At 40.4% G+C, this 26,256-nt stretch carries 27 protein-coding genes, 2 tRNA genes, 1 pseudogene and 1 riboswitch; of the genes and pseudogenes, 17 read left to right on the top strand and 13 right to left on the bottom strand.

Going from position 1 to position 26,256, the window contains the following annotated elements:
- The first annotated feature begins 99 nt into the window (after positions 1-99).
- The gene (locus ACLBWE_RS10025) at positions 100-438 is read left to right on the top strand and encodes a tRNA-binding protein (RefSeq protein WP_198496458.1); all 339 of its coding nucleotides are present in this window, start codon (positions 100-102) and stop codon (positions 436-438) included.
- Between the two features lies 1 nt (position 439).
- Here the strand turns inward: ACLBWE_RS10025 and lnt are convergent, their stop codons facing one another.
- Positions 440-1,999 carry an apolipoprotein N-acyltransferase gene (gene lnt, locus ACLBWE_RS10020; protein ID WP_348949739.1) on the bottom strand — a complete coding sequence of 520 codons (1,560 nt, stop codon included), beginning with the start codon at positions 1,997-1,999 and terminating at the stop codon, positions 440-442.
- The gene (locus tag ACLBWE_RS10015; RefSeq protein WP_004794939.1) at positions 1,996-2,835 is read right to left on the bottom strand and encodes an HlyC/CorC family transporter; all 840 of its coding nucleotides are present in this window, start codon (positions 2,833-2,835) and stop codon (positions 1,996-1,998) included. Before ACLBWE_RS10015 ends, lnt begins: the two co-directional genes overlap by 4 nt.
- A 185-nt stretch (positions 2,836-3,020) precedes the next feature.
- Between ACLBWE_RS10015 and tusA the strand changes: the two genes are divergently transcribed.
- Positions 3,021-3,278, top strand: a complete 258-nt coding sequence (gene tusA, locus ACLBWE_RS10010; protein WP_005037115.1) for a sulfurtransferase TusA — start codon at positions 3,021-3,023, stop codon at positions 3,276-3,278.
- 132 nt (positions 3,279-3,410) lie between these two features.
- Entirely contained in the window at positions 3,411-3,791 is a 381-nt protein-coding gene (locus ACLBWE_RS10005; protein ID WP_005037112.1) for a hypothetical protein, read from the top strand.
- 157 nt (positions 3,792-3,948) lie between these two features.
- Here ACLBWE_RS10005 and ACLBWE_RS10000 read toward each other — a convergent pair whose 3' ends face one another.
- A complete protein-coding gene (locus tag ACLBWE_RS10000) occupies positions 3,949-5,661 on the bottom strand; it encodes a 4Fe-4S dicluster domain-containing protein (protein WP_447602624.1) in 1,713 nt (570 codons plus the stop codon).
- A gap of 186 nt (positions 5,662-5,847) precedes the next feature.
- Here ACLBWE_RS10000 and ACLBWE_RS09995 point away from each other — a divergent pair, with 186 nt between their 5' ends.
- The 5 genes from ACLBWE_RS09995 (at position 5,848) to ACLBWE_RS09975 (ending at position 10,251) form a co-directional block, all read left to right on the top strand.
- Entirely contained in the window at positions 5,848-6,459 is a 612-nt protein-coding gene (locus tag ACLBWE_RS09995) for a DUF1285 domain-containing protein (RefSeq protein WP_132070979.1), read from the top strand.
- A gap of 46 nt (positions 6,460-6,505) precedes the next feature.
- Positions 6,506-7,372, top strand: a complete 867-nt coding sequence (gene murI / locus ACLBWE_RS09990) for a glutamate racemase (RefSeq protein ID WP_231762020.1) — start codon at positions 6,506-6,508, stop codon at positions 7,370-7,372.
- Between the two features lie 116 nt (positions 7,373-7,488).
- The gene (locus ACLBWE_RS09985; RefSeq protein WP_447602621.1) at positions 7,489-8,493 is read left to right on the top strand and encodes a DUF4062 domain-containing protein; all 1,005 of its coding nucleotides are present in this window, start codon (positions 7,489-7,491) and stop codon (positions 8,491-8,493) included.
- 73 nt (positions 8,494-8,566) lie between these two features.
- Entirely contained in the window at positions 8,567-9,583 is a 1,017-nt protein-coding gene (hemH, locus tag ACLBWE_RS09980) for a ferrochelatase (protein ID WP_447602619.1), read from the top strand.
- Between the two features lie 23 nt (positions 9,584-9,606).
- Positions 9,607-10,251, top strand: a complete 645-nt coding sequence (locus ACLBWE_RS09975) for an MBL fold metallo-hydrolase (protein ID WP_005045031.1) — start codon at positions 9,607-9,609, stop codon at positions 10,249-10,251.
- On the opposite strand, the gene ACLBWE_RS09970 is transcribed toward ACLBWE_RS09975, so the two are convergent.
- Positions 10,248-10,442 carry a DNA gyrase inhibitor YacG gene (locus ACLBWE_RS09970; protein WP_042894610.1) on the bottom strand — a complete coding sequence of 65 codons (195 nt, stop codon included), beginning with the start codon at positions 10,440-10,442 and terminating at the stop codon, positions 10,248-10,250. The two genes, ACLBWE_RS09975 and ACLBWE_RS09970, sit on opposite strands and share 4 nt — an antisense overlap.
- A gap of 87 nt (positions 10,443-10,529) precedes the next feature.
- Here ACLBWE_RS09970 and ACLBWE_RS09965 point away from each other — a divergent pair, with 87 nt between their 5' ends.
- From ACLBWE_RS09965 to ACLBWE_RS09945, 5 genes and pseudogenes are all read left to right on the top strand, one after another.
- Positions 10,530-11,168 (top strand): SAM-dependent methyltransferase, encoded by a 639-nt coding sequence (locus tag ACLBWE_RS09965; protein ID WP_080595440.1) that lies wholly within the window; start codon positions 10,530-10,532, stop codon positions 11,166-11,168.
- On the top strand, positions 11,158-12,363 hold the full coding sequence (locus ACLBWE_RS09960) for a TIGR03862 family flavoprotein (protein WP_447602616.1): 1,206 nt from the start codon (positions 11,158-11,160) through the stop codon (positions 12,361-12,363). Before ACLBWE_RS09965 ends, ACLBWE_RS09960 begins: the two co-directional genes overlap by 11 nt.
- A 78-nt stretch (positions 12,364-12,441) precedes the next feature.
- Positions 12,442-12,852: a GFA family protein gene (locus tag ACLBWE_RS09955; protein ID WP_198496466.1), complete on the top strand. Its 411-nt coding sequence runs from the start codon at positions 12,442-12,444 to the stop codon at positions 12,850-12,852.
- A 45-nt stretch (positions 12,853-12,897) separates the two neighbouring features.
- A riboswitch (Fluoride riboswitch) is annotated at positions 12,898-12,964 on the top strand.
- A 123-nt stretch (positions 12,965-13,087) separates the two neighbouring features.
- Positions 13,088-13,468 carry a fluoride efflux transporter CrcB gene (crcB, locus tag ACLBWE_RS09950; RefSeq protein WP_003654670.1) on the top strand — a complete coding sequence of 127 codons (381 nt, stop codon included), beginning with the start codon at positions 13,088-13,090 and terminating at the stop codon, positions 13,466-13,468.
- A gap of 217 nt (positions 13,469-13,685) precedes the next feature.
- A pseudogene (locus ACLBWE_RS09945) lies at positions 13,686-13,781 on the top strand (hypothetical protein); the annotation flags it as partial.
- Positions 13,782-13,939: 158 nt separating this feature from the next.
- Here the strand turns inward: ACLBWE_RS09945 and ACLBWE_RS09940 are convergent.
- The 3 genes from ACLBWE_RS09940 to ACLBWE_RS09930 all read right to left on the bottom strand — a co-directional run bounded on the left by ACLBWE_RS09940 (position 13,940) and on the right by ACLBWE_RS09930 (position 16,177).
- Entirely contained in the window at positions 13,940-14,272 is a 333-nt protein-coding gene (locus tag ACLBWE_RS09940; RefSeq protein WP_004640939.1) for a HopJ type III effector protein, read from the bottom strand.
- A 252-nt stretch (positions 14,273-14,524) separates the two neighbouring features.
- Positions 14,525-14,779: a type B 50S ribosomal protein L31 gene (locus ACLBWE_RS09935; protein WP_447602613.1), complete on the bottom strand. Its 255-nt coding sequence runs from the start codon at positions 14,777-14,779 to the stop codon at positions 14,525-14,527.
- Positions 14,780-14,878: 99 nt separating this feature from the next.
- The gene (locus ACLBWE_RS09930) at positions 14,879-16,177 is read right to left on the bottom strand and encodes an ABC1 kinase family protein (protein WP_199990011.1); all 1,299 of its coding nucleotides are present in this window, start codon (positions 16,175-16,177) and stop codon (positions 14,879-14,881) included.
- A gap of 256 nt (positions 16,178-16,433) precedes the next feature.
- Here ACLBWE_RS09930 and ACLBWE_RS09925 point away from each other — a divergent pair, with 256 nt between their 5' ends.
- Both ACLBWE_RS09925 and ACLBWE_RS09920 read left to right on the top strand, forming a co-directional pair.
- On the top strand, positions 16,434-17,681 hold the full coding sequence (locus ACLBWE_RS09925) for an SfnB family sulfur acquisition oxidoreductase (RefSeq protein ID WP_447602611.1): 1,248 nt from the start codon (positions 16,434-16,436) through the stop codon (positions 17,679-17,681).
- Between the two features lie 32 nt (positions 17,682-17,713).
- Positions 17,714-18,964 carry an acyl-CoA dehydrogenase family protein gene (locus ACLBWE_RS09920; protein ID WP_447602609.1) on the top strand — a complete coding sequence of 417 codons (1,251 nt, stop codon included), beginning with the start codon at positions 17,714-17,716 and terminating at the stop codon, positions 18,962-18,964.
- Between the two features lie 34 nt (positions 18,965-18,998).
- Here ACLBWE_RS09920 and abeM read toward each other — a convergent pair whose 3' ends face one another.
- Positions 18,999-20,345 carry a multidrug efflux MATE transporter AbeM gene (gene abeM, locus ACLBWE_RS09915; RefSeq protein WP_003654676.1) on the bottom strand — a complete coding sequence of 449 codons (1,347 nt, stop codon included), beginning with the start codon at positions 20,343-20,345 and terminating at the stop codon, positions 18,999-19,001.
- Between the two features lie 32 nt (positions 20,346-20,377).
- Positions 20,378-20,839 (bottom strand): DMT family transporter, encoded by a 462-nt coding sequence (locus ACLBWE_RS09910; RefSeq protein ID WP_198079080.1) that lies wholly within the window; start codon positions 20,837-20,839, stop codon positions 20,378-20,380.
- Between the two features lie 116 nt (positions 20,840-20,955).
- Between ACLBWE_RS09910 and hemW the strand changes: the two genes are divergently transcribed.
- Positions 20,956-22,110, top strand: a complete 1,155-nt coding sequence (hemW, locus tag ACLBWE_RS09905; protein ID WP_447602606.1) for a radical SAM family heme chaperone HemW — start codon at positions 20,956-20,958, stop codon at positions 22,108-22,110.
- Between the two features lie 45 nt (positions 22,111-22,155).
- On the opposite strand, the gene ACLBWE_RS09900 is transcribed toward hemW, so the two are convergent.
- Positions 22,156-22,911 carry an SDR family oxidoreductase gene (locus ACLBWE_RS09900; RefSeq protein ID WP_447602604.1) on the bottom strand — a complete coding sequence of 252 codons (756 nt, stop codon included), beginning with the start codon at positions 22,909-22,911 and terminating at the stop codon, positions 22,156-22,158.
- A gap of 112 nt (positions 22,912-23,023) precedes the next feature.
- Between ACLBWE_RS09900 and ACLBWE_RS09895 the strand changes: the two genes are divergently transcribed.
- A complete protein-coding gene (locus tag ACLBWE_RS09895; protein ID WP_447602602.1) occupies positions 23,024-23,920 on the top strand; it encodes a LysR substrate-binding domain-containing protein in 897 nt (298 codons plus the stop codon).
- Positions 23,921-23,983: 63 nt separating this feature from the next.
- Here ACLBWE_RS09895 and ACLBWE_RS09890 read toward each other — a convergent pair.
- The 3 genes from ACLBWE_RS09890 to ACLBWE_RS09880 form a co-directional block, all read right to left on the bottom strand.
- A tRNA-Lys gene (locus tag ACLBWE_RS09890) sits at positions 23,984-24,059 on the bottom strand.
- Between the two features lie 22 nt (positions 24,060-24,081).
- Positions 24,082-24,157 (bottom strand) — tRNA-Lys (locus ACLBWE_RS09885).
- 184 nt (positions 24,158-24,341) lie between these two features.
- Positions 24,342-26,183, bottom strand: coding sequence for a long-chain-acyl-CoA synthetase (locus ACLBWE_RS09880; RefSeq protein WP_045126230.1), 1,842 nt, complete (start codon positions 26,181-26,183; stop codon positions 24,342-24,344).
- Between the last annotated feature and the right edge of the window lie 73 nt (positions 26,184-26,256).

Genomic DNA, 26,256 nt, shown 5'->3' with positions numbered 1-26,256 from the left:
AGCACGAATTTTGAAAACTGGAAATAAAAAGAGGGTGTTTCTTTATTTGTACATATTATATGCTTCAAATCAGATGTTTAAGAACATGAGAAAAAGTAAATGGAACAAATCGAGTGGAATGATTTTTTTAAAGTAGAGCTTCGCGTGGGTAAAATTATTCAAGCTGAAGTTTTCGAAAAGGCACGTAACCCTGCTTATATTTTGCATGTAGATTTTGGTGAAGAGTTAGGGGTACGTAAATCGAGTGCGCAGATTACTAAACTCTATCAGCCACAAGATTTAGTTGGTAAGTTGGTGGTTGCTGTAGTGAATTTCCCTAAAAAACAAATTGGTCCTATTCAGTCAGAATGTTTGGTGACAGGTTTTCATAATGCAGATGGTGACGTTGCACTTTGTATCCCAGAGTTTGAAGTGCCTCTGGGTACAAAGTTATTGTAAGTTAGCGGCGGGATTTAAAAGAAACGTCAACTTTACGTGGACGATAAACCCAACCTAAAATCAGCAGTAATACTGCAAATCCTAAAATTGGATAATCACCTAAACGGTTATAAAGCGTTTGACCTTGCATGGCTGGTAAATCACCTCTCAAGACAAACTCTTTATCGATCGGTGCTTGTTCAGTGATATGACCATTTTGATCAATAAAGGCAGTTACACCCGTATTGGTTGCACGGATAAACCAGCGGCCATTTTCTTTAGCTCGCATTTGTACCATTTGTAAATGTTGCAATGGTCCAGCAGTGCCAGTAAACCAAGCGTCATTAGATACAGTCACTAAAAAGTCGCTGTCTTCTGCATTACGTCGGGTGAGGTTTGGATAAGCCACTTCATAACAAATCGCAGCGGCAAGCGCGTGCCCCTTAATCATAAGTGGTTTTTGGTCCCTCTCGCCACGTGTAAAACCACTCATGCTAATATCATTTTGCATGGCTGGTAATACCCAAGAGAGTAGACCTGAAAGAGGGATGTATTCACCAAAAGGCACAAGACGCTGCTTTTTATATAGACCACTGGCATCGCTTCCAGAAGCCATAATACTGTTGTAATACAGTGGACTACCGACTTCATGTGATTTGGTAACATCCCAGTAAGGAATTCCAGTTACCCATGCAGTGTGGTTCTTTTTAGCTTGTGCATCCATTGCATCCAAAAACGGTTCGATATCGGTTTGGAAGAGTGGAATTGAAGATTCAGGCCATACAATTAAGTCACGGCCCCATTCAGATTGAGTCAAACCAGCATAAATTTCTAATGTTCTAACTTGATATTCTGTTAGCCATTTTAAATCTTGTGGAATGTTACCTTGAATGAGAGAAACACTAAGCGGCTTAGCAGCTTTAGGTTTTACAAACTGTATATATGATGCTCCCCACGCGCCCAAAACTAACAGAGCAGAAGGGATAACCCAGAAAATACGCTTACGCAGAACTTCAACTAAAGCACAGGCTAATACAATGACGACAAAGGAAATTGCATAAATACCGAATAGAGGTGCATAACCATCAAGTAAACGTTCGGTAAACGCGTAACCTACAAACAGCCATGGAAAACCTGTAAATACCCAAGTTTTTGCCCACTCGAAAACAATCCAGAGTGGTGCGAAAGTCAGTGGTGTTTCGGGGAAGAAACGTCGGTAAACCCAAGTTTGAAATGCGGTAAACAGACCCATCACAAGGGCCATAATGGCAATCATACAAACGCTTAGAAACGCATTGGTATCGCCATATACATGGATGGACGTGTAGAGCCAGAAAGCTCCCACAAACCATAAACCAAAGCCATAACTCCAGCCAATAGCAAAAGCTTGTTTGGCTGAGCGTTTATGTAATGATGCATAGAGTAGGGCAGGAGATAATATTGCCAACCACCACCAATAATAAGGTGCCAGTGAAAAACTGAATACGGCACCTGAAAATAAAGCAATGAGTAAAGGAAAAATTAAAGGAAGCTGTTTTTGTTGTTGCGAAGAATCTAACAGCTTTTCAAAGTATGCTCTCATTGACGTACAGCTCGAATCAGATGAATAGTGCGGGCATCTGCTTCAACGATTGTAAATAACCAATTTCCAAGCTCAACAGTTTGACCTTGTAAATCACTTACCAGACCAATCTCTTGAAGCAATAAACCGCCGACAGTTTCTACTTCATCGTCAGAAAAATCAGCATCTAAAACAGTATTGAAATGTTCAATTGGTGTAAGTGCTTGCACCATCCATGCATTTGCTACCGTATGGTCATTGTCAGGAACAATGTACTGAGCATCTTCATCAGCAGTGTCATGTTCGTCTTCGATTTCGCCAACGATTTCTTCAAGAATATCTTCAAGCGTAACAAGACCAGCCGTTGAACCATATTCATCAATCACAATCGCAATGTGAGTCTGAGTATGTTTCAACATGCGTAGTACCTGATCGGAACGCGCACTTTCTGGAACAAATAAGGGCTGACGCATAAGAACTCGAATATCGACTTTGGTATTCGGTTCAGTCAGAAATGGCAACAAATCTTTTGCGAGCAAAATTCCGACAACATTATCAGGCTGATCAGAAGAGAAGACTGGAAAGCGTGAGTGAGCAGACTCGACCAGTACATCAAGAATATCAAGTAACTGATCATCTTCTTGCAAACTGATCATTGCTGTTCGTGGTGTCATGACTTCACGAATTTTTGTAGCAGGAAGGTCAAGAACACCTTCAAGCATGGCAACAGTATCTGGTTCTAAAAAGCGGCGTGAATTTTGGACTAATTTTAATAATTCATCACGGGTTTCTGGTGCTGTACCTAACCATTTACGTAAGCCTCGCATTCCCCACGATGGACTTGGTTCCTCTTGCATGATCTTTCCTAAAGACTCAATCTATCAAATGAATACTTTGAATCATACCGAAGAAAAGATGCATATGCATCTATAAAACCAGCTAAAAGACAAAACGTATATTGTTATGTAAAAGCCAGTTACAGTTAACAGGTCAGTAATTTGTTTATGCTAAAATGTGAAAATTCTATTTGTTCGAGTTTGTTATGTCGGAACAATCCATTTCACCTACTGTCCAAATTAATACACGTGGTTTACGTTGTCCTGAACCTGTCATGATGTTGCATCAAGCCATCCGCAAATCTAAATCTGGTGATGTGGTTGAAGTCTTCGCAACAGACAACTCGACCTCGTGGGATATTCCTAAATTTTGTATGCATTTAGGCCATGAGTTGTTGTTGCAAGAAGAGCGCTTAGATGAAAATGGTCATAAAGAATTTCATTACTTAGTGAAGAAAGGGTAATAGAATAATAAGGCTTCTAATAAAAACTATTAGAAGCCATTAATAATTCAAATTTAATTTGAAATGATAATTTTTTACAAATAAGAATCATTATATAATCTATAAAATGATGTATATCAATGACGCATAAAAATGAATGAATATTTTGTGAAACGAAGCTTATTTATTTTTCTTTGGTTTTTCTGCATTGCTGGTTTATTACATATAGAGACTTCTTGGTTATCTGAAACTGTTGCTACCATTATTTTAGTTACTGTTGTTATTTTTGGCTCAATTCTATTAGGTTATAGAAATACACATTTTGCTCCCGAACCAAAAATAAAGATGAGTCTGATTTTGCATACAAGTTTTATGGGGCTTATGTTAGTTATTGATTTATTGTTTGGTAAATCGGATTGGTACTTCGATTTAGCTCGAAACTTTGGTTTTCTTGGCCTATTTTTATTAGGCACATTTATTTTTTATAAAAAGAATCTTAATTTAAACGTAGCAAAAATACCGCCTTTTCAATAAGCGAATTCCAATAAGAAGCCCCGAATAATCGGGGCTTTTTTGTATTACATGTTCGGATAGTTTGGACCACCACCACCTGAGGCAGGAAGAACAAAGCAGCGCTTTGTCCTGCCGCAAGTGCAAAAGCTATGCTTTTGCAGCGAAGGTAACTGTTCTATTACATGTTTGGATAGTTTGGACCACCACCACCTTCTGGCGTTACCCATGTGATGTTTTGAGATGGGTCTTTAATATCACAGGTCTTACAGTGAACACAGTTCGCTGCGTTAATCTGGAAGCGTTTAGAACCATCATTATCTTCCATGATTTCGTAAACACCAGCTGGGCAGTAGCGCTGTGCAGGCTCATCCCATTTCGGTAAGTTCACATTCACTGGAATTGAAGGATCAGTCAGCTTCAAGTGAGCTGGCTGGTTTTCTTCATGAACCGTGTTTGAAATAAACACAGAAGATAAGCGGTCAAAAGTCAACTTGCCATCCGGTTTTGGATAGTTTGGCTTGAAGCTGGTTGCATCAACGGTTTTCAATGCAGCAAAGTCTTGCTTCAAGTCATGCAAAGTAAATGGCACTTTAAAGACATTCTGGTCGATAAAGTTAAATGCACCACCAATCCACTGACCAAACTTGTGCATTGCTGGACCAAAGTTACGAGAGTTGTAAAGCTCTTCTTTTAACCAGCTGTTGTTAAATTTGTCAGTGTATGATGTTAATTCTTTAGTGAATAAATCTTCGCCTTCAGTAACACGTGCGATGGCAAGATCTCCGCCTTTTTCTACACCAGCAGCAATGGCTTCAAATACAGCTTCACCACATAACATGCCTGATTTCATGGCAGTGTGTGAACCTTTGATTTTTGCAAAGTTTAAGAAACCTGCATCATCACCAATCAAGCAACCGCCCGGGAAAGTCAATTTAGGCAGTGAGTTAAAACCGCCTTTCACTACGGCACGTGCGCCGTAAGAAATACGCTTACCACCTTCTAAATACTGTTTAATCAGTGGATGAGTTTTCCAGCGCTGCATTTCCATAAATGGATACATGTGTGGATTTTCATAAGACAAGTCCACAATCATACCCAAAGTTACTTGGTTGTTTTCAGCGTGGTATAACCACCAGCCACCAGAAGAAGCTGTTTCAGCCAATGGCCAACCTGCACCGTGCATGACTAAGCCCGGTTTATGTTTTGCAGGGTCGATTTCCCAAAGCTCTTTAATCCCGATACCGTAGTGCTGTGGATCAACATTTTTATCAAGGTTGTATTTCGCAATTAGGCGTTTGCCTAAATGACCACGGCAACCTTCAGCAAAGAGGGTGTATTTAGCGTGAAGTTCATAGCCTGGTGTAAAGTTATGCGTTGGTTCGCCATCTTTACCAATACCCATGTCACCCGTTTGAATACCTTTTACAGTACCGTCTTCGTGGTAAAGCACTTCAGATGCAGCAAAGCCAGGGAAGATAGATACTTCTAATTCTTCAGCTTTTTGGCCTAACCAGCGAACCACGTTACCTAGAGAGATAACATAGTTGCCATCGTTATGCATGGTTTTAGGAACCATCCAGTGAGGCACTTCTTTAGATGTGGTGTCTGATAACAAGAAGAAAGTCTTGTCTTCAGTTACAGGTACGATTAAAGGCGCACCTTCTTCCTTCCAGTTCGGGAAAAGTTCGTTGATGGCACGTGGCTCAAGCACAGCACCAGACAAGATATGCGCACCTACTTCAGAGCCTTTTTCAACTACACAAACAGAAAGATCGGGTAAGTTATTTTCAATCGCTAATTGACGGATCTTAATCGCAGCAGATAGACCTGCAGGTCCTGCACCTACGATGACAACGTCAAACTCCATCGATTCACGTTCGATGTGTTCCATGTAGGACTCCTCAATACTTAAAGGTGGCAACCGTCATATTCAGAAATTCGGTGCTGCCGTGAGTGTTTTAATCCATAGGCGCAAATATGCTATTGTGCCTTTTATCGTTTTGGCTAGTATAGTTTTAAACCATGATCTAGCCAATTGGCTGAGTCGTCATATTTTTTCGTCAGCAAGGCATAAACTATGGTAAATCAAAATAATTCCCCATCGGATATGGGAAAAATACCGTTATCTGATGATAAAAACTTAATGAACATTGCACAATACTTAAAAGGTGTACAGCAAAGTCACAAAAGGTCAATTCCACCTTTAGAGCAGTGGCATCCAAAGCATTGCGGCAAAATGGATTTGACGGTTAAAGCCAATGGAGAATGGTGGCACGAAGGTCAATTGATTAAGCGCCAAGCCCTATTAGATCTATTTACCAAAGTCCTATGGAAAGAAGAGGGTAAATTCTACCTGAAAACCCCCGTAGAACAAATTGAAATTGAGGTCGAAGATGAACCTTTATTAGTCAATCAGGTAGATCAGGTTGAAATTTCAGGTGATCAGTTTTTACAACTGACTACGACGAATCAAGATGTGATTTTGGTCGATGCTGAACATCCAATTTTTATGCGTGAATATGACGGGGAATTGCGTCCTTATGTGCATGTGCGTTTTGGAATTAATGCCCTTATTCAACGTCAGTCTTTTTATCATTTAGTGAACTATGGAACACTCATCGAAAATGATAATGGTGAAACCATTTTAGAGTTAAAAAGTGGTAATTTGCTCTTGCAATTAGGCACTTGAGGTTTAAGCTTTAGGAAGTGAAAATTTCCGACACTTCAGTACAGCCATGACAGCCATACAACCTCTATTTACCGATCTAGAACCTATGCCTAACGCATCTGCTGATGCTCCAATTGGTATTTTTGATTCGGGAATTGGAGGAATGTCTGTTGCAGCAGAAATAGCTAGATATTTGCCAAACGAACGTATTGTGTATTATGCCGATACTGCCTACGTTCCTTATGGTCCACGTTCTGATGAAGAAATTAGAGAGCTCACGGCGCGTGCTGTTGACTGGTTATACCGTCAGGGTTGCAAAATTGCAGTTGTAGCATGCAATACCGCCTCAGCATTTAGTCTTGACCATTTACGCGAGCATTATGGTGAACACTTTCCAATTGTTGGGTTAGTTCCAGCATTAAAACCTGCCGTATTGCAAACACGCTCTAAAGTGGTTGCTGTATTGGCGACACCTGCTACTTTTCGAGGACAACTCATTAAAGATGTTGTTGAAAAGTTTGCTGTTCCAGCAGGTGTTAAAGTGATGACTTTAACCAATCTCGAACTTGTTCCTTGTGTGGAAGCAGGGCAGCAAATGGGGGAGGCATGTTTAAACGCATTAAAAGAGGTTTTACAGCCTGCCGCTGAGCAAGGTGCAGACTATTTAGTGCTCGGTTGTACTCATTATCCTTTCTTAAATGAAGCAATTCATCATCTTTTTGATAACCAATTCACACTGGTTGATTCCGGATTAGCAGTAGCCCGACAAACAGCCCGTATTTTAATAAAAAATGCGTTATTATGTGACCAAATAGGTCAGAATGTTGCACGTATTGAATGTTATGTCAGCGGAAATAATGCTGAGGCACTGCAACCTGTTTTACAACATATGATTCCACAAGAGTTAACTTGGACACTGCATAATCTGAACTAGTTTTTTTGCATCGTTTAGAAAGTAGTGTTTTTTAGATTTATTATTTTATTTGGGGCGGTTCATGATCTTGGCTGATTTTAAGTCACATACAGATCATGGGGCGAAAGGGTATTGTTATGCTCGATACACGCTATCAGATTTTTATTTCAACGTCTGGCCGCGATATGCAGCCAGAGCGAATGGTTTTGTCTCAAACCTTGGTGGGGATGGGTTTCTTTGCTTGGGGATTAGAGCATCGAACACCTTTAACCACTACACTTGCACGTCGACAGATTGATGAATGTGATTATCTAATCTTACTTCTAGGAAGTCAGTATGGAGAACAAGCGATTTCTGGTGTGAGTTATCTGTCTTTAGAATATGAATATGCGTTAAGTCAGGCGAAACCGATTATTGTTTTCATGCATGAACAGCCAGAAAACCGTGAAATAGATTTACAAGAAACACATCCACAACTTAAAGATAAATTTCTCGCATTTAGAAAAAAATTATTACACGAAGCAGAGCATATTTTTTACTTTAAAACTCCACGTGAACTGGAGTTGGCTGTTCGTTTAAATATCCCTTTAATGATTGAGCAGTATAGGGGAAAAGGCTGGGTTCCTGCACATCAAGCTCAGCAGTTAGAAGACGAAATTAAGCTATTAAAAAGTAAAATTTTACAGTTAGAACAGCGAGTAACCGAGCCATCTACACAGTTAAATGAAGTTGCACCGCAAGATATTTTTGCATTTGAATATCAGATTCGAGCATTTCAGGATGGCAACTTTAAAGAGCTTAAACGACAGCGGCAAATGACTTGGTCTCAGTTGTTAAGCGTGCTGGCAAAGCGCTTTGAAACAGCGATGCCAGAAGAGAATTTTGCAGCTTGTCTGAATGAATATTTAAATCAGGCTGGCTTAGAAGATGCTCGTCAGGAATTACCTCGTGCGCATGCGGTTGCCTGTGCGCAGATTAATCATAAGGCACTGTTCCGAATTAAAAATCAAATGCAATCACAAGGCTGGATTGTTCCAACGCAAACTGAACAATCATATGGCCTATGGAAACTAACCACTAAAGCTCAAAAGATATTGCTGAGCTATAAATGGAATCATCGGGGTGTTCGATTAAAAGCTTAGAGCGATTCAATTTATATATGACAATGAAAACTGTTACATTAGTGTCATAAGATGAACTGAAAGGCATTTACACATGTCGTTTGAACAAAAACCGAAAGTTACTGTCATTTTAGCGAATTTAGGCACACCAGATGAGGCGACTGTGCCTGCGGTGCGCCGTTTTTTAAAACAGTTTTTATCTGATTCACGCGTGATTGAAATACCGAAACTGATCTGGTGGATAATTTTAAATCTGTTTGTTTTGCCTTTTCGCCCGAAAAGAGTGGCGCATGCCTATGCCTCGGTATGGTCCGCAGATTCGCCAATGCGTGAAATTGTGTTTGAGCAAACTCAACGTGTGCAGGCTTATTTAGAGCGTGAAAATAAACAGTTTGATTTAACTGTTTTACCTGCAATGACTTATGGAAATCCGGGGATTGATGCAGTTTTAGAAAAACTAGCAACTAATCCGCAAGAACATGTCATTTTATTGCCTTTGTTTCCTCAGTATTCCGCGACATCTACAGCGCCGTTATACGACGCGTTTGCCAATTGGATTCCTAAACAGCGGAATTTGCCGGGGCTGACGATTATTAAAGACTATTATCAGCATCCAATGTTTATTCAGGCATTGGCAGAGAGTGTTTTAGCCTACCAAGAGCAGCATGGCAAACCTGAAAAACTATTGATGTCATTTCATGGTATTCCACAACCTTATGCAGACAAAGGCGATCCTTATGCAGACCGTTGTCGCATCACAGCAAAGTTAGTCGCTGAAGCTTTACATTTAAAAGATGATGAATGGGCAATTAGCTTCCAGTCGCGTTTTGGAAAACAAGAATGGGTGAAACCTTATACCGACCAGCTTTTACAAGATTGGGCGAAGCAAGGTGTTAAGTCTGTTCAGGTGTTAAGTCCAGCTTTTTCTGCCGATTGTCTAGAAACGCTTGAAGAGTTAGCGATTCAAAATGCTGAACTATTTCAACAAGCAGGCGGTGGAAGCTATGCTTATATTCCGGCTTTAAATAGCGATCAGGCTCATATTGATTTGCTTGCAGGTTTAGTTCAGGCTAATCTTGATGCCCTTACTTATACCTTAGCCCACCGTTAATTGTGTTTTAGCCAGAGGTTTTTATGCTGCAAGTCAAAATTGTTCCCGTTACTGCATTTGCTCAAAATTGTTCCCTCGTTTGGGACAGTGAAACGAAAGAAGCAGTTTTGATTGATGCTGGTGGTGACGCTGCTGTTTTGAAAAAAGAAGTAGAAGCCTTAGGTTTAAAAGTGAAGGCCCTGTGGCTGACTCATGGGCATTTAGATCATGCAGGAGCGGTGGGGGAGCTTGCTAAAGAATGGAGCGTTCCAGTTATTGGTCCACATAAAGAAGATCAGTTCTGGTTAGACATGATTCAGGAAGTTTCAGCACGTTATGGCTTCCCAATTCCGCAGCCTGTTAAAGTCGATCAATGGCTTGAAGGTGGCGAAGTGCTAAAACTGGGTGAAGATGAGTTTGAAGTGCGCTTTGCACCGGGGCACACACCAGGACATGTAGTTTTCTATAATAAAAACCATGGCTTACTTTGGACGGGTGATGTTCTGTTTAAAGGTTCGATTGGACGAACAGACTTCCCGCGTGGCAATCATGATCAGTTAATTGAATCGATTAAACGTGAATGTTTTAGTTTGCCAGATGATACTCAGTTTATTTCTGGACATGGCCCGATGAGTACCATTGGCTATGAAAAACAATTTAACCCATTTGTCGCTGGTAAAGCAGGTTAATCCTCATAATCATCTTCATTTTGACTACCCTTGTCTTGCTGAGGAGCATCTTGGGTAGGCAATTTATATTCATCGTTTGCCCAAGCGCCTAAATCAATTAATTTACAGCGTTCTGAGCAAAACGGACGAAACTCATTACCTTCCCAAACACTTGGTCCACCACAACGTGGGCAGGGAAATGTACGTGGCATATAGCGATATCCTCAAAGTGAAGAGAAATAGATTAGGCAAAAGTCAGGTGAGTTGTTAGACTTATGCCGATTTTTATTTAGTTTGATGTGATTATGCCGATTCGTCAATTTCAAGCACAACGTATGCAAGCGCCTCGTGATTTTACCCCAATTGAAAATACACCGATTTGTGTTGAAATTGGTGCTGGCAAGGGTAAACATGCTTTGCTCTTTAGCGGGCAACAGCCGCAGCATACGTTATATGCAATTGAACGAACCCGAGAAAAATTCTTGGCAATGCAAAAACAGCATGGCTTGGAACCAAGAGATAATTTGGTACCTGTACATGCAGATGCTTTACCTTGGGTTGTACACGCTCTACACCCTGCTCAAGTTGAACATTTCTTTATACTCTATCCAAATCCAGAACCACATAATCCGGCACAGCGCTGGTTGAATATGCCATTTTTTGAGTTCTTAATCTCACGCCTGCAAACAGGTGGAACCATTACATTGGCAAGTAATATTCCTGAGTATATTGAAGAAGCAGAACAGCAGTTAATTCATGTGTGGAAGCTGCCTTATCAAAAAGAAAAAATTGCCCAAACCTCTGCACGTACTCATTTTGAAATTAAGTATTTAGAGCGTGGCGAGCTTTGTCAGCAACTCATTATGACCAAGCCTGAAGGCTACAGTACACGTTTTGATGATTTTGCGCCTCTGCAAGGGCAAACACATGGCGAATAAGCGGGTTGCTATTATTGGGGCAGGCCCAGCAGGTCTTATGGCTGCTGAAGTATTAAGCCAATATGCTTATGATATTGATGTGTATGAACAAAAGCCTTCAGCTGCGCGTAAGTTTCTTATGGCAGGTAAAACAGGGTTAAATATCTCACACGCTGAACCACTAGTACAATTTATTGAGCGTTACGACCGTCCAGAATGGCTAAAACCTTGGATTGAAAAGTGGGATGCCGTCTGGATTCAAGACTGGATGAAAAGTCTTGGAATTGAGTCTTATGTGGGCAGCTCTGGTCGTATTTTTCCTGTCGAAATGAAAGCTGCACCTCTATTACGTGCTTGGTTAAAACGTTTGGCGGAACAGCAGGTTAAATTCTTTTATCGTCATCGTTGTATTGATTTGCAAGGTACAACAGTGACTTTGCAAAATCAGACTAATCAAAACACTGAAACTTTTACCCAGCAATATGATGCTGTGGTATTAGCATGTGGGGCTGTGTCGTGGTCACAATTAGGTAGTGATGGTGCATGGCAGCAATGGATTCACCAATCTAATATTGAGCCTTTCCAGCCAAGCAATGCAGGAGTGTTGCATGTTTGGTCTACTTTTATGGAAAGTTGTTTTGGTGAACCCTTAAAACGCGTCCATGCATGGGTCGATCCTAGCCAAATTACACATGGTGATATTGTGATTACTCACTATGGTTTAGAAAGTGGGGTTATTTATAAACTCGGACGTGCCTTACGAGAACAGCAAAAACAAGGGAAAAGCTTAAATCTATTTTTAGATTTATTGCCTGATGTAGAGTTGTCACAGTTAATTAAAAAATTGCAGGCTGGCAAAAAACAATCGCTCACCAATATCTGGCGTAAAGCAGGCTTAGACACAGCCAAGATTAACTTAATCAGAGAAGTGGTTGATAAAGCGCTATGGAACCAACCAGATGCCATGGCTCAGCAAATCAAAGCGCTTCAAATCAAGTTAGAGGGCTTTAGACCCATTGAAGAAGCGATTAGTTGTGCGGGAGGCATTAAGCAAGAAGCACTGTCCGAAAGTTTAAATCTCAAAGAAGTATCAGGGGTGTTTTGCTGCGGTGAAATGCTAGATTGGGATGCACCTACAGGTGGTTATTTGCTTACAGCATGCTTTGCCACAGGGCGAGCCGCGGGAGAGGGTGTGCATTCATTCTTGGAGCGATAAGTGCTTCATTTGGCGCTATGTTTGATAGGTGAAAAGTGTTATTTTTGAGCGATCAATAATAATAGGAGTTGCGATCACATGTCTCAAGCATCACCAGTCTATCAGGGAAGTTGTTTATGCCAAGGTATTCGCTATGAAATTAAAGGCGATATCGGAGATATTATTCAGTGTCACTGCCAACGATGCCGAAAAGCCAATGGAACAGCATTTGCCACGAATGCTCCTATTAAAAGTGCAGATTTTAAAATTACCCAAGGCGAAGAATTAGTCAAAAAATTTGCTGTGGAAGGTGTGTATCGTTGGTTCTGTAGTGAATGTGGTTCACCTTTGATTAGCTCGCGTGATGGACAGCCTGAACTCTATCGTTTAAGAATTGGTACTCTGGATACACTATTAGATCAAAAACCGACATTACATCTTTTTGCTGCTTCAAAAGCAGAGTGGGATTGTATTCTGGATGATTTGCCGCAGTATGCTGAACGTCCATGATTTAAAAAAGTATATTTCAATCAACTTTTAGATGGACTAATATAATCAAAATAGGGAGATGGCATTCTTCCCTTGAAAAACCGCCGTATTGGCTAATGATGCCTACGTTACCCTCATGTATTTATATCGCTGGGTACGTAGGTTATTGCGTACTTTGCTTATTTTGGAGTACGCCATGTCACATTTACCTTCATGCTTTTTTACTCTTTTAGCGTCTATCTAAAGGGGTGGTCCTATGTATTACTCTCTACTTTCAATTGCTCTAGGTTCCGTTCTAGGGGCGTGGTTACGTTGGTTTTTAGGCTTAAAACTCAATCCGATCTATCCTCAAATTCCACTAGGTACCGTCACTGTTAATTTAGTGGGTGGGTTTATTATTGGTTTTGCGATTGCTTACTTTGCTCATAGTGACTTAAGTCCGAATTATAAACTTTTTGTGATTACTGGTTTCTGTGGTGCTTTAACCACCTTTTCAACATTCTCGATTGAGATCGTCACTTTGTTGCAAAGTGGTAAATTGGGAATGGCGATGTTGGGGATTTCCATTCATTTAATTGGTTCGTTAATTTTTACGTGTTTGGGGTTAGCGACTTATTATTGGGTAGCAGGCAACTGATTATTCAGATGTTTAAGGAGCGAGATACTGCACGGCCTCCGTTTTACGATGTTCTCCAGCACTATTTGTATAGGCATACCTTACTTTTGAAAGATCAAAAGTAAGCAAAAATCTTTTGTTTCGCTGATGCTACATCCTTATAGCACAGCGAAACAGCGGCATCCTTGCCGCTTGTCACGATAGTAAATGACTAATTATTATTTAAATTATAAAAAGAAAATTATCTGATTTATTCTTTGATTTGATACGCGTTAAAGTCATCAACAGCCTGACTGAAATCAGAGATATATTGTTTTTGCAAAATATTGGATAAGTGCAAACAGATAACAGGTTCTGTTGATGAAAATGGTTTTGCCTACTTTTCCCAAAAGAAAAGTAGGTCGAGCCGAAGGCTAATCTAGGTATAAAATCTAACTGAAAAAACTCTGTTGTGACAATCCTATGATTTGAGGGATTACCTAATAAAGCTTATTATTTTTCAGCTAAAGCCTGACCTTCAAACTTCACACCATCCCAACCATTTTGCATAAATTGACGGATATTTTGGTGATCAGTTCCCTCTGGTGTAGCCAATACAGATGCATAGTGTTCTGCAAATAAACTTAAAGTTTGTGCTTGGTCTAAATCTTGTAATTTGGCAAAAGAGAAAACTTTTGCACTGCCTTGATTTTCAGTAGCAGCGTTATGCTGTGCGCCATTTTGAAAAGCTGTTGGAGTATGTTGGTAGCGTGCTTCAATATGAGCTAAAACGTCTGAAAATTTTGCTGTGCCTGCTTGTAATTGGGCAAGTAACTCTTGTGCCATTATCTTAAACTTCCTATCAAATGAGGGTTTAAGCATAGCATCGAATAGAAGCTTTGAAAGCTTGGAGAATACAAAAAATTGATGAGTTGTGGAAAAAAATAAGGATAGTTTTTAAATAAGTTGTGGATAAGTTCTCTTTTATACACAACATAAAAAGATCGAAAAAACGGACATAAAAAAAGAAGCCTAAGTGGAGGAGATAGTCTTAGGCTTCCAATGATTTAAGTGTATTGATCAAACCTTAACGTAAGATTAACTCTTACGATTAAAGCGAGCGAAACGTTTATTAAAGCTTGCAACACGGCCTTCGTTACTTGCTTGACGTACTTCACCTGTGTAGAAAGGGTGTGATGCACTTGAAATATCAAGGGTGACATAAGGATAGACTTGACTTTGATATTCTTTAGTTTGTTTCGTCTGGAGAGTACTGCCAATTAAGAAGTACACATCTGCATTGGTATCATGAAATAACACTTGTTGATAAGCAGGATGAATATCTTTACGCATGAGAGATTGTCCTAAATTATTTTTGATTAAAGAAATGTTATAACATAACAATTAAAAAGTCAATGTACCCCCTAAAGGTCACACTGACTTAAAATTTAATTAGCTAGATGGCGGGACCAGTTCTTCAAATAAATCACTGAGATTGTCATGTACTTTTAAGTGAATCAGGTTCCAGTAGTGTCCTGAAATGGTTCTATTGACCATTAGCGTATCTGGTGAAGGTTTAAAGACATCCCAATACTTCAAAGATTTTTTCACAAGTAACATTCCATCATGATGTGATGAGTTCTCGGCAAAATCATAAGTGGTATTAAGCGGGCGTAATAACACTTCAATCCACAGCTTATACAGATCACTTGGGAACTTGCCTTTTTCAGCAAGGGAGTGTAGTTCGAGTAGCTCTGTTTCAATCAGATCAATATTTTCATGGCGAGCTGCATTCACTAAACGCTTGAAGTGCTGAACGATTTCATTTGAAAGTGTTTTAACACTGCCATAGTCATAAATAATTACACTGCCGTCTTGGCGGAAAGCGAAATTTCCAGGGTGAGGGTCACAGTGAAAACGTTTTAAAAAGAACATTTCCTGACCTAAAGCACGTATTAGGCGGTTTCCAATTGTATTTCGAATTTCGAGCGGCCAAGAACTTGCAGTTTCAATGCTGTCACCTTGTTCGAGGCTTAGGGTCAAAATACGTCTTGAAGAGTAATTTTTATAAACAGTTGGAATGATAATTTTGTCATCTAACTGACTATGGAATGTTTTAAAGACCTCAAGATTTTGAGCTTCAATTTCATAATTGAGCTCTGCTGAAAGGCTATCCTGAATTTCTGCAAAAAGCTGATCCTGCAACTTTTTATCAATTTTAAGTACGCCCATTAAGCGTAGGGCTAAACGTACTTGTTTTAAGTCACTTTCACAGGCTTCATCAACACCTGGATATTGCACTTTAACCACGACTTGTTCGCCACTAGGCAGAGTAGCTTTGTGAACTTGCCCAATCGACGCAGCAGCAAAAGGTTCACTATCAAAAGATTTAAAAGCCACATTAAGCGGTTTTCCAAGCTCTCGTTCAATTTGCTGTTGAATCGCGGCAAAAGGCATGGCTGGGGCTTGGCGTTGTAACTTTGAAATTGCTTTAGCGACTTCGGGTGGGAAGATATCTTTATATTGCGAAGCAATTTGCCCGACTTTCATGACGGCACCTTTCATTTCTCCTAAGGTGTCGGCAATTTGCAAACCAATATCCTGAAATAATTTGGTTTTTGAAGCCAGCTTTTGCTCTTCATCTGCGGTCAAGTTTCGAATCGAGTTAGAAACGGTTTTCGTTGCAATGCTCGCGGTCATTCCTGCAAGTTTCATAAAACGTTTGCCTGGTGAACTTGCATTCTTTGCCATATCTTCGATACCTCATTGACTACAACATAATATTGCTTAGTTTTGATCATAGGTGACAAAGCTTAAAAAGCCTATACGAAATTGTTTATCTCATGTAAGAAAATTTTCGAAAAACAAAATGTTATTTTTATAGTAAAAAATATGAAAAGCTTGTGAAAATCCATTTCATAAACAAAGCTTTAATATCTATAAAGTCTCTATTTTTTTAGTGCTAATGTGAATGACAGGTTAAATAAATATAGAGATAACAAAAGCGATGACAAGTTTAAATTCGGCCCATGGACGATCTCAAGCGGTTCCTTTATCTGTATTTGAGCAGTCAAAAGATGCGCATATTATTCGCTCCGATGAAGAGGCAATTGAGATTGCAAAACAACTTGCCCAAGAGTTTGCACAAGAGGCATCAGAGCGAGACAGAGAGCGCCGTTTACCCTTAAATGAAATTCAACAGTTCTCACAAAGTGGATTATGGGCCATTACAGTTCCCAAGCAGTTTGGCGGTGCACAAGTCAAATATCGAACCTTGGCTGAGGTCATAAAAACCATTGCGAGTGTTGACCCATCTCTTGCGCAGCTTCCTCAAAATCATTTGGCTTTTATTGAACATTTACGTCTTGATGCAGGCCCAGAACAACAACAGTTCTTCTTTAATTTAGTGTTGAGAGGCATTCGTTTTGGAAATGCCTTTTCGGAAAAACATAGTAAAACGGTTGCAGACCTCACTACAACATTGAGAAAGACTGAGCACGGTTATGAAATTAATGGCAAGAAATTCTTTGCAACTGGTGCCTTACTGGCACATTGGATTCCGATTGTTGCTGTAAATGAACAGGGGCAGCCTTATGCAGCACTAGTCCCTCGGGAAACGTCAGGGGTGAATATTATTAATGACTGGTCTGGTTTTGGGCAACGAACCACAGCTAGTGGCACTGTTGAACTTAATCAGGTTCCTGTACGTGAAGAATACTTAGTTCCGATTTATCAGGCTTTCGAGCGACCAACACCAGCGGGAGCAATTTCACAGTTTATTCAAGCTGCTGTCGATGCAGGTATTGCACGTGGTGCAATTGAAGAAACAATTCACTATGTCAAAAATCATAGCCGCGCATGGGTCGACTCAGGTTTGGAAAAAGCCAGTGATGATCCTTACACGATTGCAAACATTGGCGATTTAAAAATAAAACTGCGTGCAGCAGAAGCCGTATTGGATTTGGCAGGAGATGCGATTGATCAAGCAATTGCCGACACGACTGAAGAACATGTAAACCAAGCCACCTTACTGGTTGCCGAAGCAAAAGTACTCACCACAGAAGTTGCAATTTTAGCTGCCAATAAGCTTTTTGAATTGTCGGGAACGCGTTCCACTTTATCTGAGCTTAATCTGGATCGCCATTGGCGTAATGCACGTACCCATACCTTGCATGATCCGGTGCGCTGGAAATATCACATTGTCGGTAATTATTACCTCAATGGCGTCCATCCGCCCCGTCATGCATGGAGTTAAATTGAAGAAAAAATAAGATTAGGAGAATAAAGATGACGATTACCCAAATTGAATTGGAAGAACTGTCCGTAGGCGCTGATTATGAAAAGATAGCAAGCAGATTTCGTCCAGTTTTTGAAAAAATTGCACAAGGCGCAATTCAACGAGAAAAAGAACGAATCTTACCTTTTGAACCGATTCAGTGGTTAAAAGAACTCAAATTAGGTGCGGTACGTGTACCTGTTAAGTATGGTGGAGATGGGGTGTCATTACCGCAACTTTTCCAGCTTCTAGCAGAATTGGCGCAAGCAGACTCGAATATTGTGCAAGCGTTGCGTGGGCACTTCGCTTTTGTTGAAGACCGTTTAGTTGCTCATAAAGAGCATTCGCAGGAAGTCTGGTTTCAGCGTTTTGTACAAGGTGATTTGGTCGGGAACGCATGGACCGAAGTTGGAAATGTACAAATTGGTGATGTCGTTACACGAGTAACCAAAGATGCTTCGGGTAACTTGGTGGTGAATGGTGAAAAGTATTATTCAACTGGAAGTATCTTTGCAGACTGGATAGACCTATTTGCTTATGATGAAGTGAATGACCGCCATGTAATTGCTGCTATTTATCGCCATGAAACAGGGGTAAGTGTGATTGATGATTGGGATGGCTTTGGTCAAAAGACAACGGGTAGTGGCACCTTAAAAGTACATCAGGTTCATTTGCCAGCTTCACACCTCATTCCATTTGACCAACGTTTTAAATATCAGACCGCTTTTTATCAGGTTGTACACCTTGCAACCTTAACTGGGATTGCACAGGCAGCTGTAGAAACTTTTAGCCAAGAAATTCGTGAGCGAAAACGTATTTTTAGTCATGGTAATGGTGATCTGGTTCGTCACGATCCACAAGTTTTACAAGTGGTGGGTAAAGCCTCTGCTCAAGCCTACGCAAGTCAGGCAATTACCTTAAAAACGGCGGAGGCATTACAAAAGGCTTATGAAAGTCACTTTAGTGAGTTAGAGGTGAAAGAACATCAGTTTAATGTAGATGCTGAGCTTGAGTCCGCACAAGGGCAGGTGGTGATTTCTAACTTGGTACTGGATTTAACCAGCCAGTTATTTAATGCTTTAGGCGCATCGGCAAGTAGTCAGGTCAAACAACTCGACCGTTTCTGGCGTAATGCGCGAACAGTGTCTTCACATAATCCACTTATCTATAAAGAAAAAGTGATTGGTGATTGGGAAGTGAACCGTACTGATTTGCCTTTTGTCTGGCAAATTGGAGCAAGCCCACGGGCAAAGTCAGCGTAGTGAAAAAGAGCCGATATTTTATCGGCTCTTTTTATTAGGTTTGGCTTAAGCGTTTGGTATTGATGTACAACCGCGAAAGTAATAAGACACAGGCAATGCTTAAACCAATAATTAAGCCTAGCCACACACCAGCTACTCCCCAATGGGTATAGCGAGCTAAATAAAGACCGATTGGAAAAGCAATCACCCAATATGCCATGAGCGTAATCCACATTGGTGCTTGAGTATCCTGCATACCTCTTAAACAGCCTGCGGCACTTACTTGTAACGCATCCATCAACTGATATGCCATTGCAAACCAGAGTAAATACATCGCAACAGGAGCTACGGTTAAGTCTTGAGTATAAATCGAGATAATTTGTTCACGGCCTAGAGCAATAAAAGTCATGGTTAATATGGCAAAAAATATTGCTGTGCTCAGACCAATCTTTTGTACCTGATACATTGCAGCCCAGTTCTTTTCACCATAATACGTTCCCACACGAATGGTCAGGGCAATCGCAAGTGAAAGCGGAATCATAAACAGCACAGAGGTAACGGAAATTGCGACTTGGTGTGCAGCAATAAACACTTCACCAAGTGGGCTAAGGACCAATGCACCTGTACTAAAAATACTAATCTCAAAGAACACAGCTAAACCGATTGGTAGACCAAGCTGTAAAATTCTTTTAACCCAAGCCATATTAATTTTATCAAATCGGCCAAAAATAGACGTGTTTCGATAAGCCGAGGCTTTATAAATATAGCCAGCTAAAGTAATCAGCATTAGCCACTGTAAAATGGATGTTGCAAAACCACAGCCTGCGCTACCTAATGCAGGTATTGGTCCTAATCCATGCATAAAAATCATGTTAAGAGGGATCAATACAACTAAAGCTAACATGCTAATAGCTGTGACAGGGCGTGGATGGCCTAATGCTTCTGAATAGCCACGTAGCGCTGCGTACATGGTCACAGCTGGCATACCCAAACCAATTGCATGCAAGAATAGACTTGCTTTAGGCCGTAAGCTCTCTGGTACACCGAACACATGCAAGAAAAACGGCATAAGCTGCAAAATGAGCATTGCCAGTACACCTAAAATGACGGCAACCCACAATGACTGACGAACAACGACAGGGATCTGCTCTGTATTTCTTGCGCCTTTTGCTTCGGCTACCAAGGGTGTAGTTGCAATCATAATGCCGCTGAATAGGAGCATGATTGGAACCCATAAACCGACCCCTACAGCAATTGCTGCTAAATCGGTTGCAGATAAATGCCCAGCCATAATAGTGTCAATTAACCCAAAGCCTGCTTGAGCAAACTGGGTAATTAAAATCGGTAGCATTAAGTGGAAGAGTTGTTTTAATTCAGACCGAAAAGATGTGACATTCGACACAAAAGGTACTCTTTATAAATATAAAAATGAAGCTAACGCTGCAAAGTGAGTAGCACACCGACAAAGATGATGACTCCACCAAGAAACCGTTGCCATGTAACAGGTGTCTTTTCTGTGCCCAACCAACCAAAATGATCAAGTAACATAGAAATAACTATTTGCCCAAAAATGACTAAACCTGAAAAGGTTAAAAAACCAAGTTTAGGTGCAGTATAAATGCTCATGCTAATTGCATAAACCCCAAGAAATCCTCCAGTCCATAGAATCCACGGAATATTTGATATTTCACTTAAAGTTGGCTTTTCAGCACTTTGAAAGAAAACCATGATTGCTAAAACAATAGTTCCTACAAGAAAGGATAAGAGGGCTGCTTGTAAGGGCGTGTGTAATTGTTCTCTCAATTGTGCATTGATGGCGGTTTGAAAAGCCATGGCAATGCCGACACCCAGAGCTAAGGGCAAAAATAGGAAAAATTGGCTAGAAAATTTCATCATTTTTATCAGTATTTAAGTATCTTTAAAAACAGTCTAAAGCAATTAAGGTATGTTTTCATAAGCCCATTGATGCAGTCATGTTAAAATAGAAATATTGTGTAAATTGGACCTGTTCCTTGGCTGTATTAAACCCTGCTTCTATTCCTTTATCTTTGTATATCCACATGCCTTGGTGTGTGCGTAAATGTCCATATTGTGACTTTAACTCGCATGCCGTACCCGACGGTGCACTTTCTTCAGAACTCGAGCAAACCTATTTAAAAGCGTTGGTAGCCGACTTTGAAACTCAACTTGAGATGGCACAGGGGCGTTCGATTCACAGTGTATTTATTGGTGGTGGGACACCTTCATTGATTTCGGCACAGGGTTATGTGTGGTTATTTGCAGAGCTTAAGTCATTGCTTAAGTTTGAAGATGGCTGTGAAATTACCTTAGAGGCAAATCCGGGAACGGTAGAGCATGACCCGTTTGCAGGATATTTAGAGGCAGGCATTAACCGGTTGTCTATTGGAGTCCAGAGCTTTGATACCAATCATTTGCAAAAGCTTGGACGTATTCATTCTGCAAATAATGCAATTGAAGCGATTCAACAAGCAAAACAGGCTGGCTTTAAGCGAGTGAATGTAGACTTAATGCATGGTTTACCTGAGCAAACGCTAGAACAGGCGCTTTACGATCTACAGTTAGCTGTAGAAAGTGGTGCAACACATATTAGTTGGTATCAACTCACCATTGAACCTAATACCGTTTTCTTTCGTACCCAACCTGTTCTACCGCAGGATGAAATGCTAGAAGACATTCAAGAGCAGGGTGAGGCATATCTTAAGGCAAATGGTTTTATAAATTATGAAGTTTCGGCATGGCGTAAAGAGTTGCCTTCAACACACAACTTAAATTATTGGGAATTTGGCGATTATCTTGCGATTGGTGCAGGCGCACATGGCAAAGTTACACAACCAGATGGGGTGTACCGTTTCCAAAAGACGCGTTTGCCAAAAGACTATCTAGCCAAGGTTCCAGCTGAACATTTGCAAATGAAAAAGATTGAGGCAGAAGAGCTACCATTTGAGTTTATGATGAATGCTTTGCGTTTAAATGATGGTGTCAAAGCTGAGTTATATGAACAGCGTACAGGCTTAAGCTTGGAAAGTTTAAATGATGTACTCACTTCATTGCGAGCTAGAAAGCTACTGGTAGATGATGTTTCTCATTTGGCTTGTACAGAGCAGGGACATATTTTTTTGAACTCAGTGCTAGAAGAATTTTTATAATTAAGCAAAGCAAAAGCCGCATTAACAAATGCGGCTTTTTTGATTTTAGCGAGTGGTATAACCACCGTTTGCAAAAATAGTTTGACCGGTAATCCACCAACCATCGGTCACCAGAAAGCGAACTAAAGGTTCGATATCTTCAATTTTGGTGAGCCCACCTAAAGCTGAAGCCGATTTATGATAAGCCACTGCCTCGGCAGATTCCTGTCCATAAAAGAAAGGTGTATCCATAGGTCCAGGTGCAACAGCAGTAACAGAAATCTGACGGTCTCCAAATTCTTTTGATGCAGCGCGGGTGTAATGCTCAACAGGGGCTTTTAAGCCTTCATAGGTTGAGTACAGCCCAGTGTAAGCTGCAAGAAGAGAAGTAACGATTGAACAGATTTTTCCGCCGTCATTTAAATGCCGACCAGCCGACTGAATAAAGAAATAGGCAATTTTGGAGTTTATATCGCTCATGCTATCAAACTCTTGTTCTGTGGTTTCCAAGAATGATTTTTTCAAAACCTTTCCAACTGTATTAATAGCAATATCAATTCCACCAAAATGCTGTTTAGTGTCGATAAAGAGTCTTTCTATATTATCAATATGCGTTAAGTCTGCTTGAATTAAAACAGCCTCTACACCTAAAGCTATTACATCTGCGAGCGTCTGCTCTGCATCTGCCTGAGTTTCAGCGCTATTGTAGTGAATTGCGATTTTTGCACCTTGTTCTGCAAATTTACGGCTAATGAGTCCACCTAAGTTTTTTGCACCGCCTGTAATCAGTACAACTTTATCTTTAAGAGTATGAGTTGCCATGATGATTGTTCCTATGATGACTTGTTCTAATGTGTTTTTAGTCTAGATTGGCGGTAATTTTTGATCAATTATGCTAGTTTGGTTTAACTATTCAGAAAATACGAACAATTAAATGGATCGGTTGCAGCAATTTTTTATTTTTACAGAAGTCGCTAAACGACAAAGCTTTAGCGAAGTAGCAAATCAGCTTGATTTACCTCGTTCGACAGTGACGAGTGCGATTCAACAGTTGGAAACTCACTATGGTGTTCGGCTATTTCATCGCACCACGCGCAAAGTAAGCCTCACTCAAGATGGGCAAAGAATATTGCCAGAATGCCAAAATCTATTATTTGATTATGAACAGCTCGAACAACTCATACAGACGCAAAAGCAGCATTACCGTGGCATATTAAAAGTTTCAATGCCCAGCCGAATCGTGCATCAAGTGATTATTCCTGAACTTCCCAATTTTTATAGCAACTATCCGGATATCCATTTACAACTGAATAGCTCTGATGACATCACTGACTTGATCGAGAAAGGGATTGATTGCGTTGTTCGGGTGGGGCAGCTAGATAATAGTAGTTTGATCGCGAAGTTTATTGGCAACTTGATTATGGTGAACTGTGCAAGTCCCCATTATTTGGAACAGTACGGCGTTCCTGAACAATTAGAAGATCTATCTCAACACAAACTCATTAACTACGCAGGAGCCGTAGGGGAAAAACAAGGCGTATTTTTATATCAAGATGGAACTGTGATGGTCGATAGTGCTTTAAGTGTAAATAATACAGAAGCCTATGTTGCAGCGGCTTATGCTGGCTTGGGGATTATTCAACTTCCATACTATGATGTTCAGGACAAAATTGAGCAAGGAACCCTGATTGAAGTGCTAAGTGCACACACTGCTCAATCTTTGCCTCTCAATATTTTGTATCCGAACCGAAGTTATATTCCTAAACGTTTAGAAATCTTTATGAACTGGGTTAAAGACGTCTTATATAAGAAATGCATCGTCATCTTTTAGTCATGAAATTAAAATAAGATAACAATAAAAAAAGCCTCTCGCAGTGAGAGGCTTTTTAGAATTTGGTGGGTCGTCCGCGATTCGAACGCGGGACCAACGGATTAAAAGTCCGCTGCTCTACCAGCTGAGCTAACGACCCAAATAGGTTCAAAACAGATAAGTGGTGGGTCGTCCGCGATTCGAACGCGGGACCAACGGATTAAAAGTCCGCTGCTCTACCAGCTGAGCTAACGACCCTGAACAAACATTCAAACACTGTTTGAATGTGAAGTGCAAGATAACTAAAAGTTTTCTAACACCACCTTTGTTTTGATGTCGCGTATTTTAGCAAGTTATTCAACTAACACAAGAGGTAAATCAAAAACATTTGCATGATTGCCTATAAAAAGCACGATTTCCTCTTGTTTAGCTAAAAAATGAACTAAAAACGGTATTTATATGCCTGAATGTTGTCAAAAATTTCAGTTGTGACATCACAATAACTGCTCGCACCAGGTAATAAAGCGAGTAAACGTTCAGAAGTTTTGCCTGGATTAAACGAATCTTCCTTCAATTTATTCTTTTGATATTTAAAAGTACCTGTTGTTTCAACTTTAGCTTGCACACGTAAAAATACGGGTACTGCGTAAGCCGGTAGGCATTTTTTAAATATCGTTACCATTTCTGTTAAATCAGACTCATTTAACTCGGCACCATCAGCAAGTGTGATTGCTGCCATACCAGCACGACCATTGGTATTTGGAATTTCTACACCATAGACCACTGCTTCAGCGATCTTGTCGTATTCACAAACCATGTTCTCAACTTCAGTCGTAGATACATTTTCGCCTTTCCAGCGGAAAGTATCCCCTAAACGGTCAACAAACTGGGCATGACGGAAACCAATATTACGAACAAGGTCACCTGTGTTGAAATATGAATCACCTTTTTTAAAGACATCTTTCATAATCACAGATTTATTCTTTTCTGGGTCTGTATAGCCGTCAAAAGGCGAGCGACTGGTAATTTTACCAACGAGCAAACCGATTTCACCTGCTTTAACTTTTTTACACCAACCATTTTTATCGCGTACAGGTTCGTTTTTCTCTTTATCAAACTCAATAATGGCGTATGGCGTAGGGGAGAAGCCTACTGTGTTGTCAAAGTTAAAAATATTACTAAACCCGACATTGCCTTCACTTGATGCATAAAGCTCAAGAACTTCTTGGACACCAAAACGTTGTTTGAACTTATCCCAGATATTTGGACGCATACCATTACCGATCATTTTGGTTACGCGATGGGCACGGTCAATTTCTGTAGTAGGAGCATCCATTAAGTAGCGGCAAAGCTCTCCTACATATCCAATTGCAGAGGCATTAAATTTCTGAACATCTTTCCAGAACGCACTGGTTGAATATTTACGTCGAATTGCAAGGGTAGAACTTCCCGCAATCACCCCACACCAGCAAACTACGACACCCGTTGCATGGTAAAGCGGTAAGGTTACATACATCACATCATCTGGACCAAGGTTTAAAATGTGACCATAAGTACCATATGCGAGCGTCCAACGACTGTGCTTGAAAATAACAGCCTTTGGTAAGCCTGTAGTACCCGAGGTATAGATATAAAACAGGCCATCATTCCCATGAACAGACTGGGTAGTCGAAGGGTTAAATTTTGGAAATTGATCAATTTCTATTGCAAGATTGGCATAACCTTGAGGCGCTGTTCCTGCATCTTGACGTGTAGCCTGATCTGCAAACCAATGGAAACGGTCTTTAGGAACATTCAGGTCCTGACGAATTTCGTCAATTACCGCTCGAACTTCTTCACCTGCAATGACGGCAATTGGTTTGACAAGATTGATACTATGAGCGAGGACTTTACCGACTTGAGAGGTATTAACAAGCGCAATAGTTACCCCAATTTTAGCTAAGCCTACAATCGTGGCAATAAGTTCAGAACGGTTCTCAACCATTACGGCAATCACGTCACCTTTACGTGCGCCGAGAGAGAGATAGTAATGAGAAATCTGGTTAGCCCATTCGTTTAAAGCTTCATATGAGTAACTTTGATCTTCAAATAATAATGCAATACCTTGCGGATTTCGCTTAACAGCTTTTTCAAAAGCTACACCTAATCCCGTTGGTGTATTTGCTGTTCTTAAGTAAGCCTGTTTAAGACCATTCAGGATATGGGGTACTTTGGGAATGAAGCTAGGAAGTCTTGTTGCAACATCACCAAGCGTAATGATATCGGTCTGTGTTGTCTGGCTCATATCAATCCTATTTATTTTTCGATCAATCCAAAAAAGGTTGCGTTGGCAAAAGTACAGTATTTTTCATGGTTCA

The organism is Acinetobacter sp. M5A5_2a, from assembly GCF_053345265.1.
Note: the sequence above shows the minus strand (reverse complement) of the source record. Positions and strands in the feature narration are given on the sequence as shown.

Excerpts from the sequence above, each read along its gene's own strand:
- ACLBWE_RS10025 (WP_198496458.1), top strand. The coding sequence starts at position 100 with ATGGAACAAATCGAGTGGAATGATTTTTTTAAAGTAGAGCTTCGCGTG.
- lnt (WP_348949739.1), bottom strand. The coding sequence starts at position 1,999 with ATGAGAGCATACTTTGAAAAGCTGTTAGATTCTTCGCAACAACAAAAA.
- ACLBWE_RS10015 (WP_004794939.1), bottom strand. The coding sequence starts at position 2,835 with ATGCAAGAGGAACCAAGTCCATCGTGGGGAATGCGAGGCTTACGTAAA.
- tusA (WP_005037115.1), top strand. The coding sequence starts at position 3,021 with ATGTCGGAACAATCCATTTCACCTACTGTCCAAATTAATACACGTGGT.
- ACLBWE_RS10005 (WP_005037112.1), top strand. The coding sequence starts at position 3,411 with ATGAATGAATATTTTGTGAAACGAAGCTTATTTATTTTTCTTTGGTTT.
- ACLBWE_RS10000 (WP_447602624.1), bottom strand. The coding sequence starts at position 5,661 with ATGGAACACATCGAACGTGAATCGATGGAGTTTGACGTTGTCATCGTA.
- ACLBWE_RS09995 (WP_132070979.1), top strand. The coding sequence starts at position 5,848 with ATGGTAAATCAAAATAATTCCCCATCGGATATGGGAAAAATACCGTTA.
- murI (WP_231762020.1), top strand. The coding sequence starts at position 6,506 with ATGACAGCCATACAACCTCTATTTACCGATCTAGAACCTATGCCTAAC.
- ACLBWE_RS09985 (WP_447602621.1), top strand. The coding sequence starts at position 7,489 with ATGCTCGATACACGCTATCAGATTTTTATTTCAACGTCTGGCCGCGAT.
- hemH (WP_447602619.1), top strand. The coding sequence starts at position 8,567 with ATGTCGTTTGAACAAAAACCGAAAGTTACTGTCATTTTAGCGAATTTA.
- ACLBWE_RS09975 (WP_005045031.1), top strand. The coding sequence starts at position 9,607 with ATGCTGCAAGTCAAAATTGTTCCCGTTACTGCATTTGCTCAAAATTGT.
- ACLBWE_RS09970 (WP_042894610.1), bottom strand. The coding sequence starts at position 10,442 with ATGCCACGTACATTTCCCTGCCCACGTTGTGGTGGACCAAGTGTTTGG.
- ACLBWE_RS09960 (WP_447602616.1), top strand. The coding sequence starts at position 11,158 with ATGGCGAATAAGCGGGTTGCTATTATTGGGGCAGGCCCAGCAGGTCTT.
- ACLBWE_RS09955 (WP_198496466.1), top strand. The coding sequence starts at position 12,442 with ATGTCTCAAGCATCACCAGTCTATCAGGGAAGTTGTTTATGCCAAGGT.
- crcB (WP_003654670.1), top strand. The coding sequence starts at position 13,088 with ATGTATTACTCTCTACTTTCAATTGCTCTAGGTTCCGTTCTAGGGGCG.
- ACLBWE_RS09940 (WP_004640939.1), bottom strand. The coding sequence starts at position 14,272 with ATGGCACAAGAGTTACTTGCCCAATTACAAGCAGGCACAGCAAAATTT.
- ACLBWE_RS09935 (WP_447602613.1), bottom strand. The coding sequence starts at position 14,779 with ATGCGTAAAGATATTCATCCTGCTTATCAACAAGTGTTATTTCATGAT.
- ACLBWE_RS09930 (WP_199990011.1), bottom strand. The coding sequence starts at position 16,177 with ATGGCAAAGAATGCAAGTTCACCAGGCAAACGTTTTATGAAACTTGCA.
- ACLBWE_RS09925 (WP_447602611.1), top strand. The coding sequence starts at position 16,434 with ATGACAAGTTTAAATTCGGCCCATGGACGATCTCAAGCGGTTCCTTTA.
- ACLBWE_RS09920 (WP_447602609.1), top strand. The coding sequence starts at position 17,714 with ATGACGATTACCCAAATTGAATTGGAAGAACTGTCCGTAGGCGCTGAT.
- ACLBWE_RS09910 (WP_198079080.1), bottom strand. The coding sequence starts at position 20,839 with ATGATGAAATTTTCTAGCCAATTTTTCCTATTTTTGCCCTTAGCTCTG.
- ACLBWE_RS09900 (WP_447602604.1), bottom strand. The coding sequence starts at position 22,911 with ATGGCAACTCATACTCTTAAAGATAAAGTTGTACTGATTACAGGCGGT.
- ACLBWE_RS09895 (WP_447602602.1), top strand. The coding sequence starts at position 23,024 with ATGGATCGGTTGCAGCAATTTTTTATTTTTACAGAAGTCGCTAAACGA.
- ACLBWE_RS09880 (WP_045126230.1), bottom strand. The coding sequence starts at position 26,183 with ATGAGCCAGACAACACAGACCGATATCATTACGCTTGGTGATGTTGCA.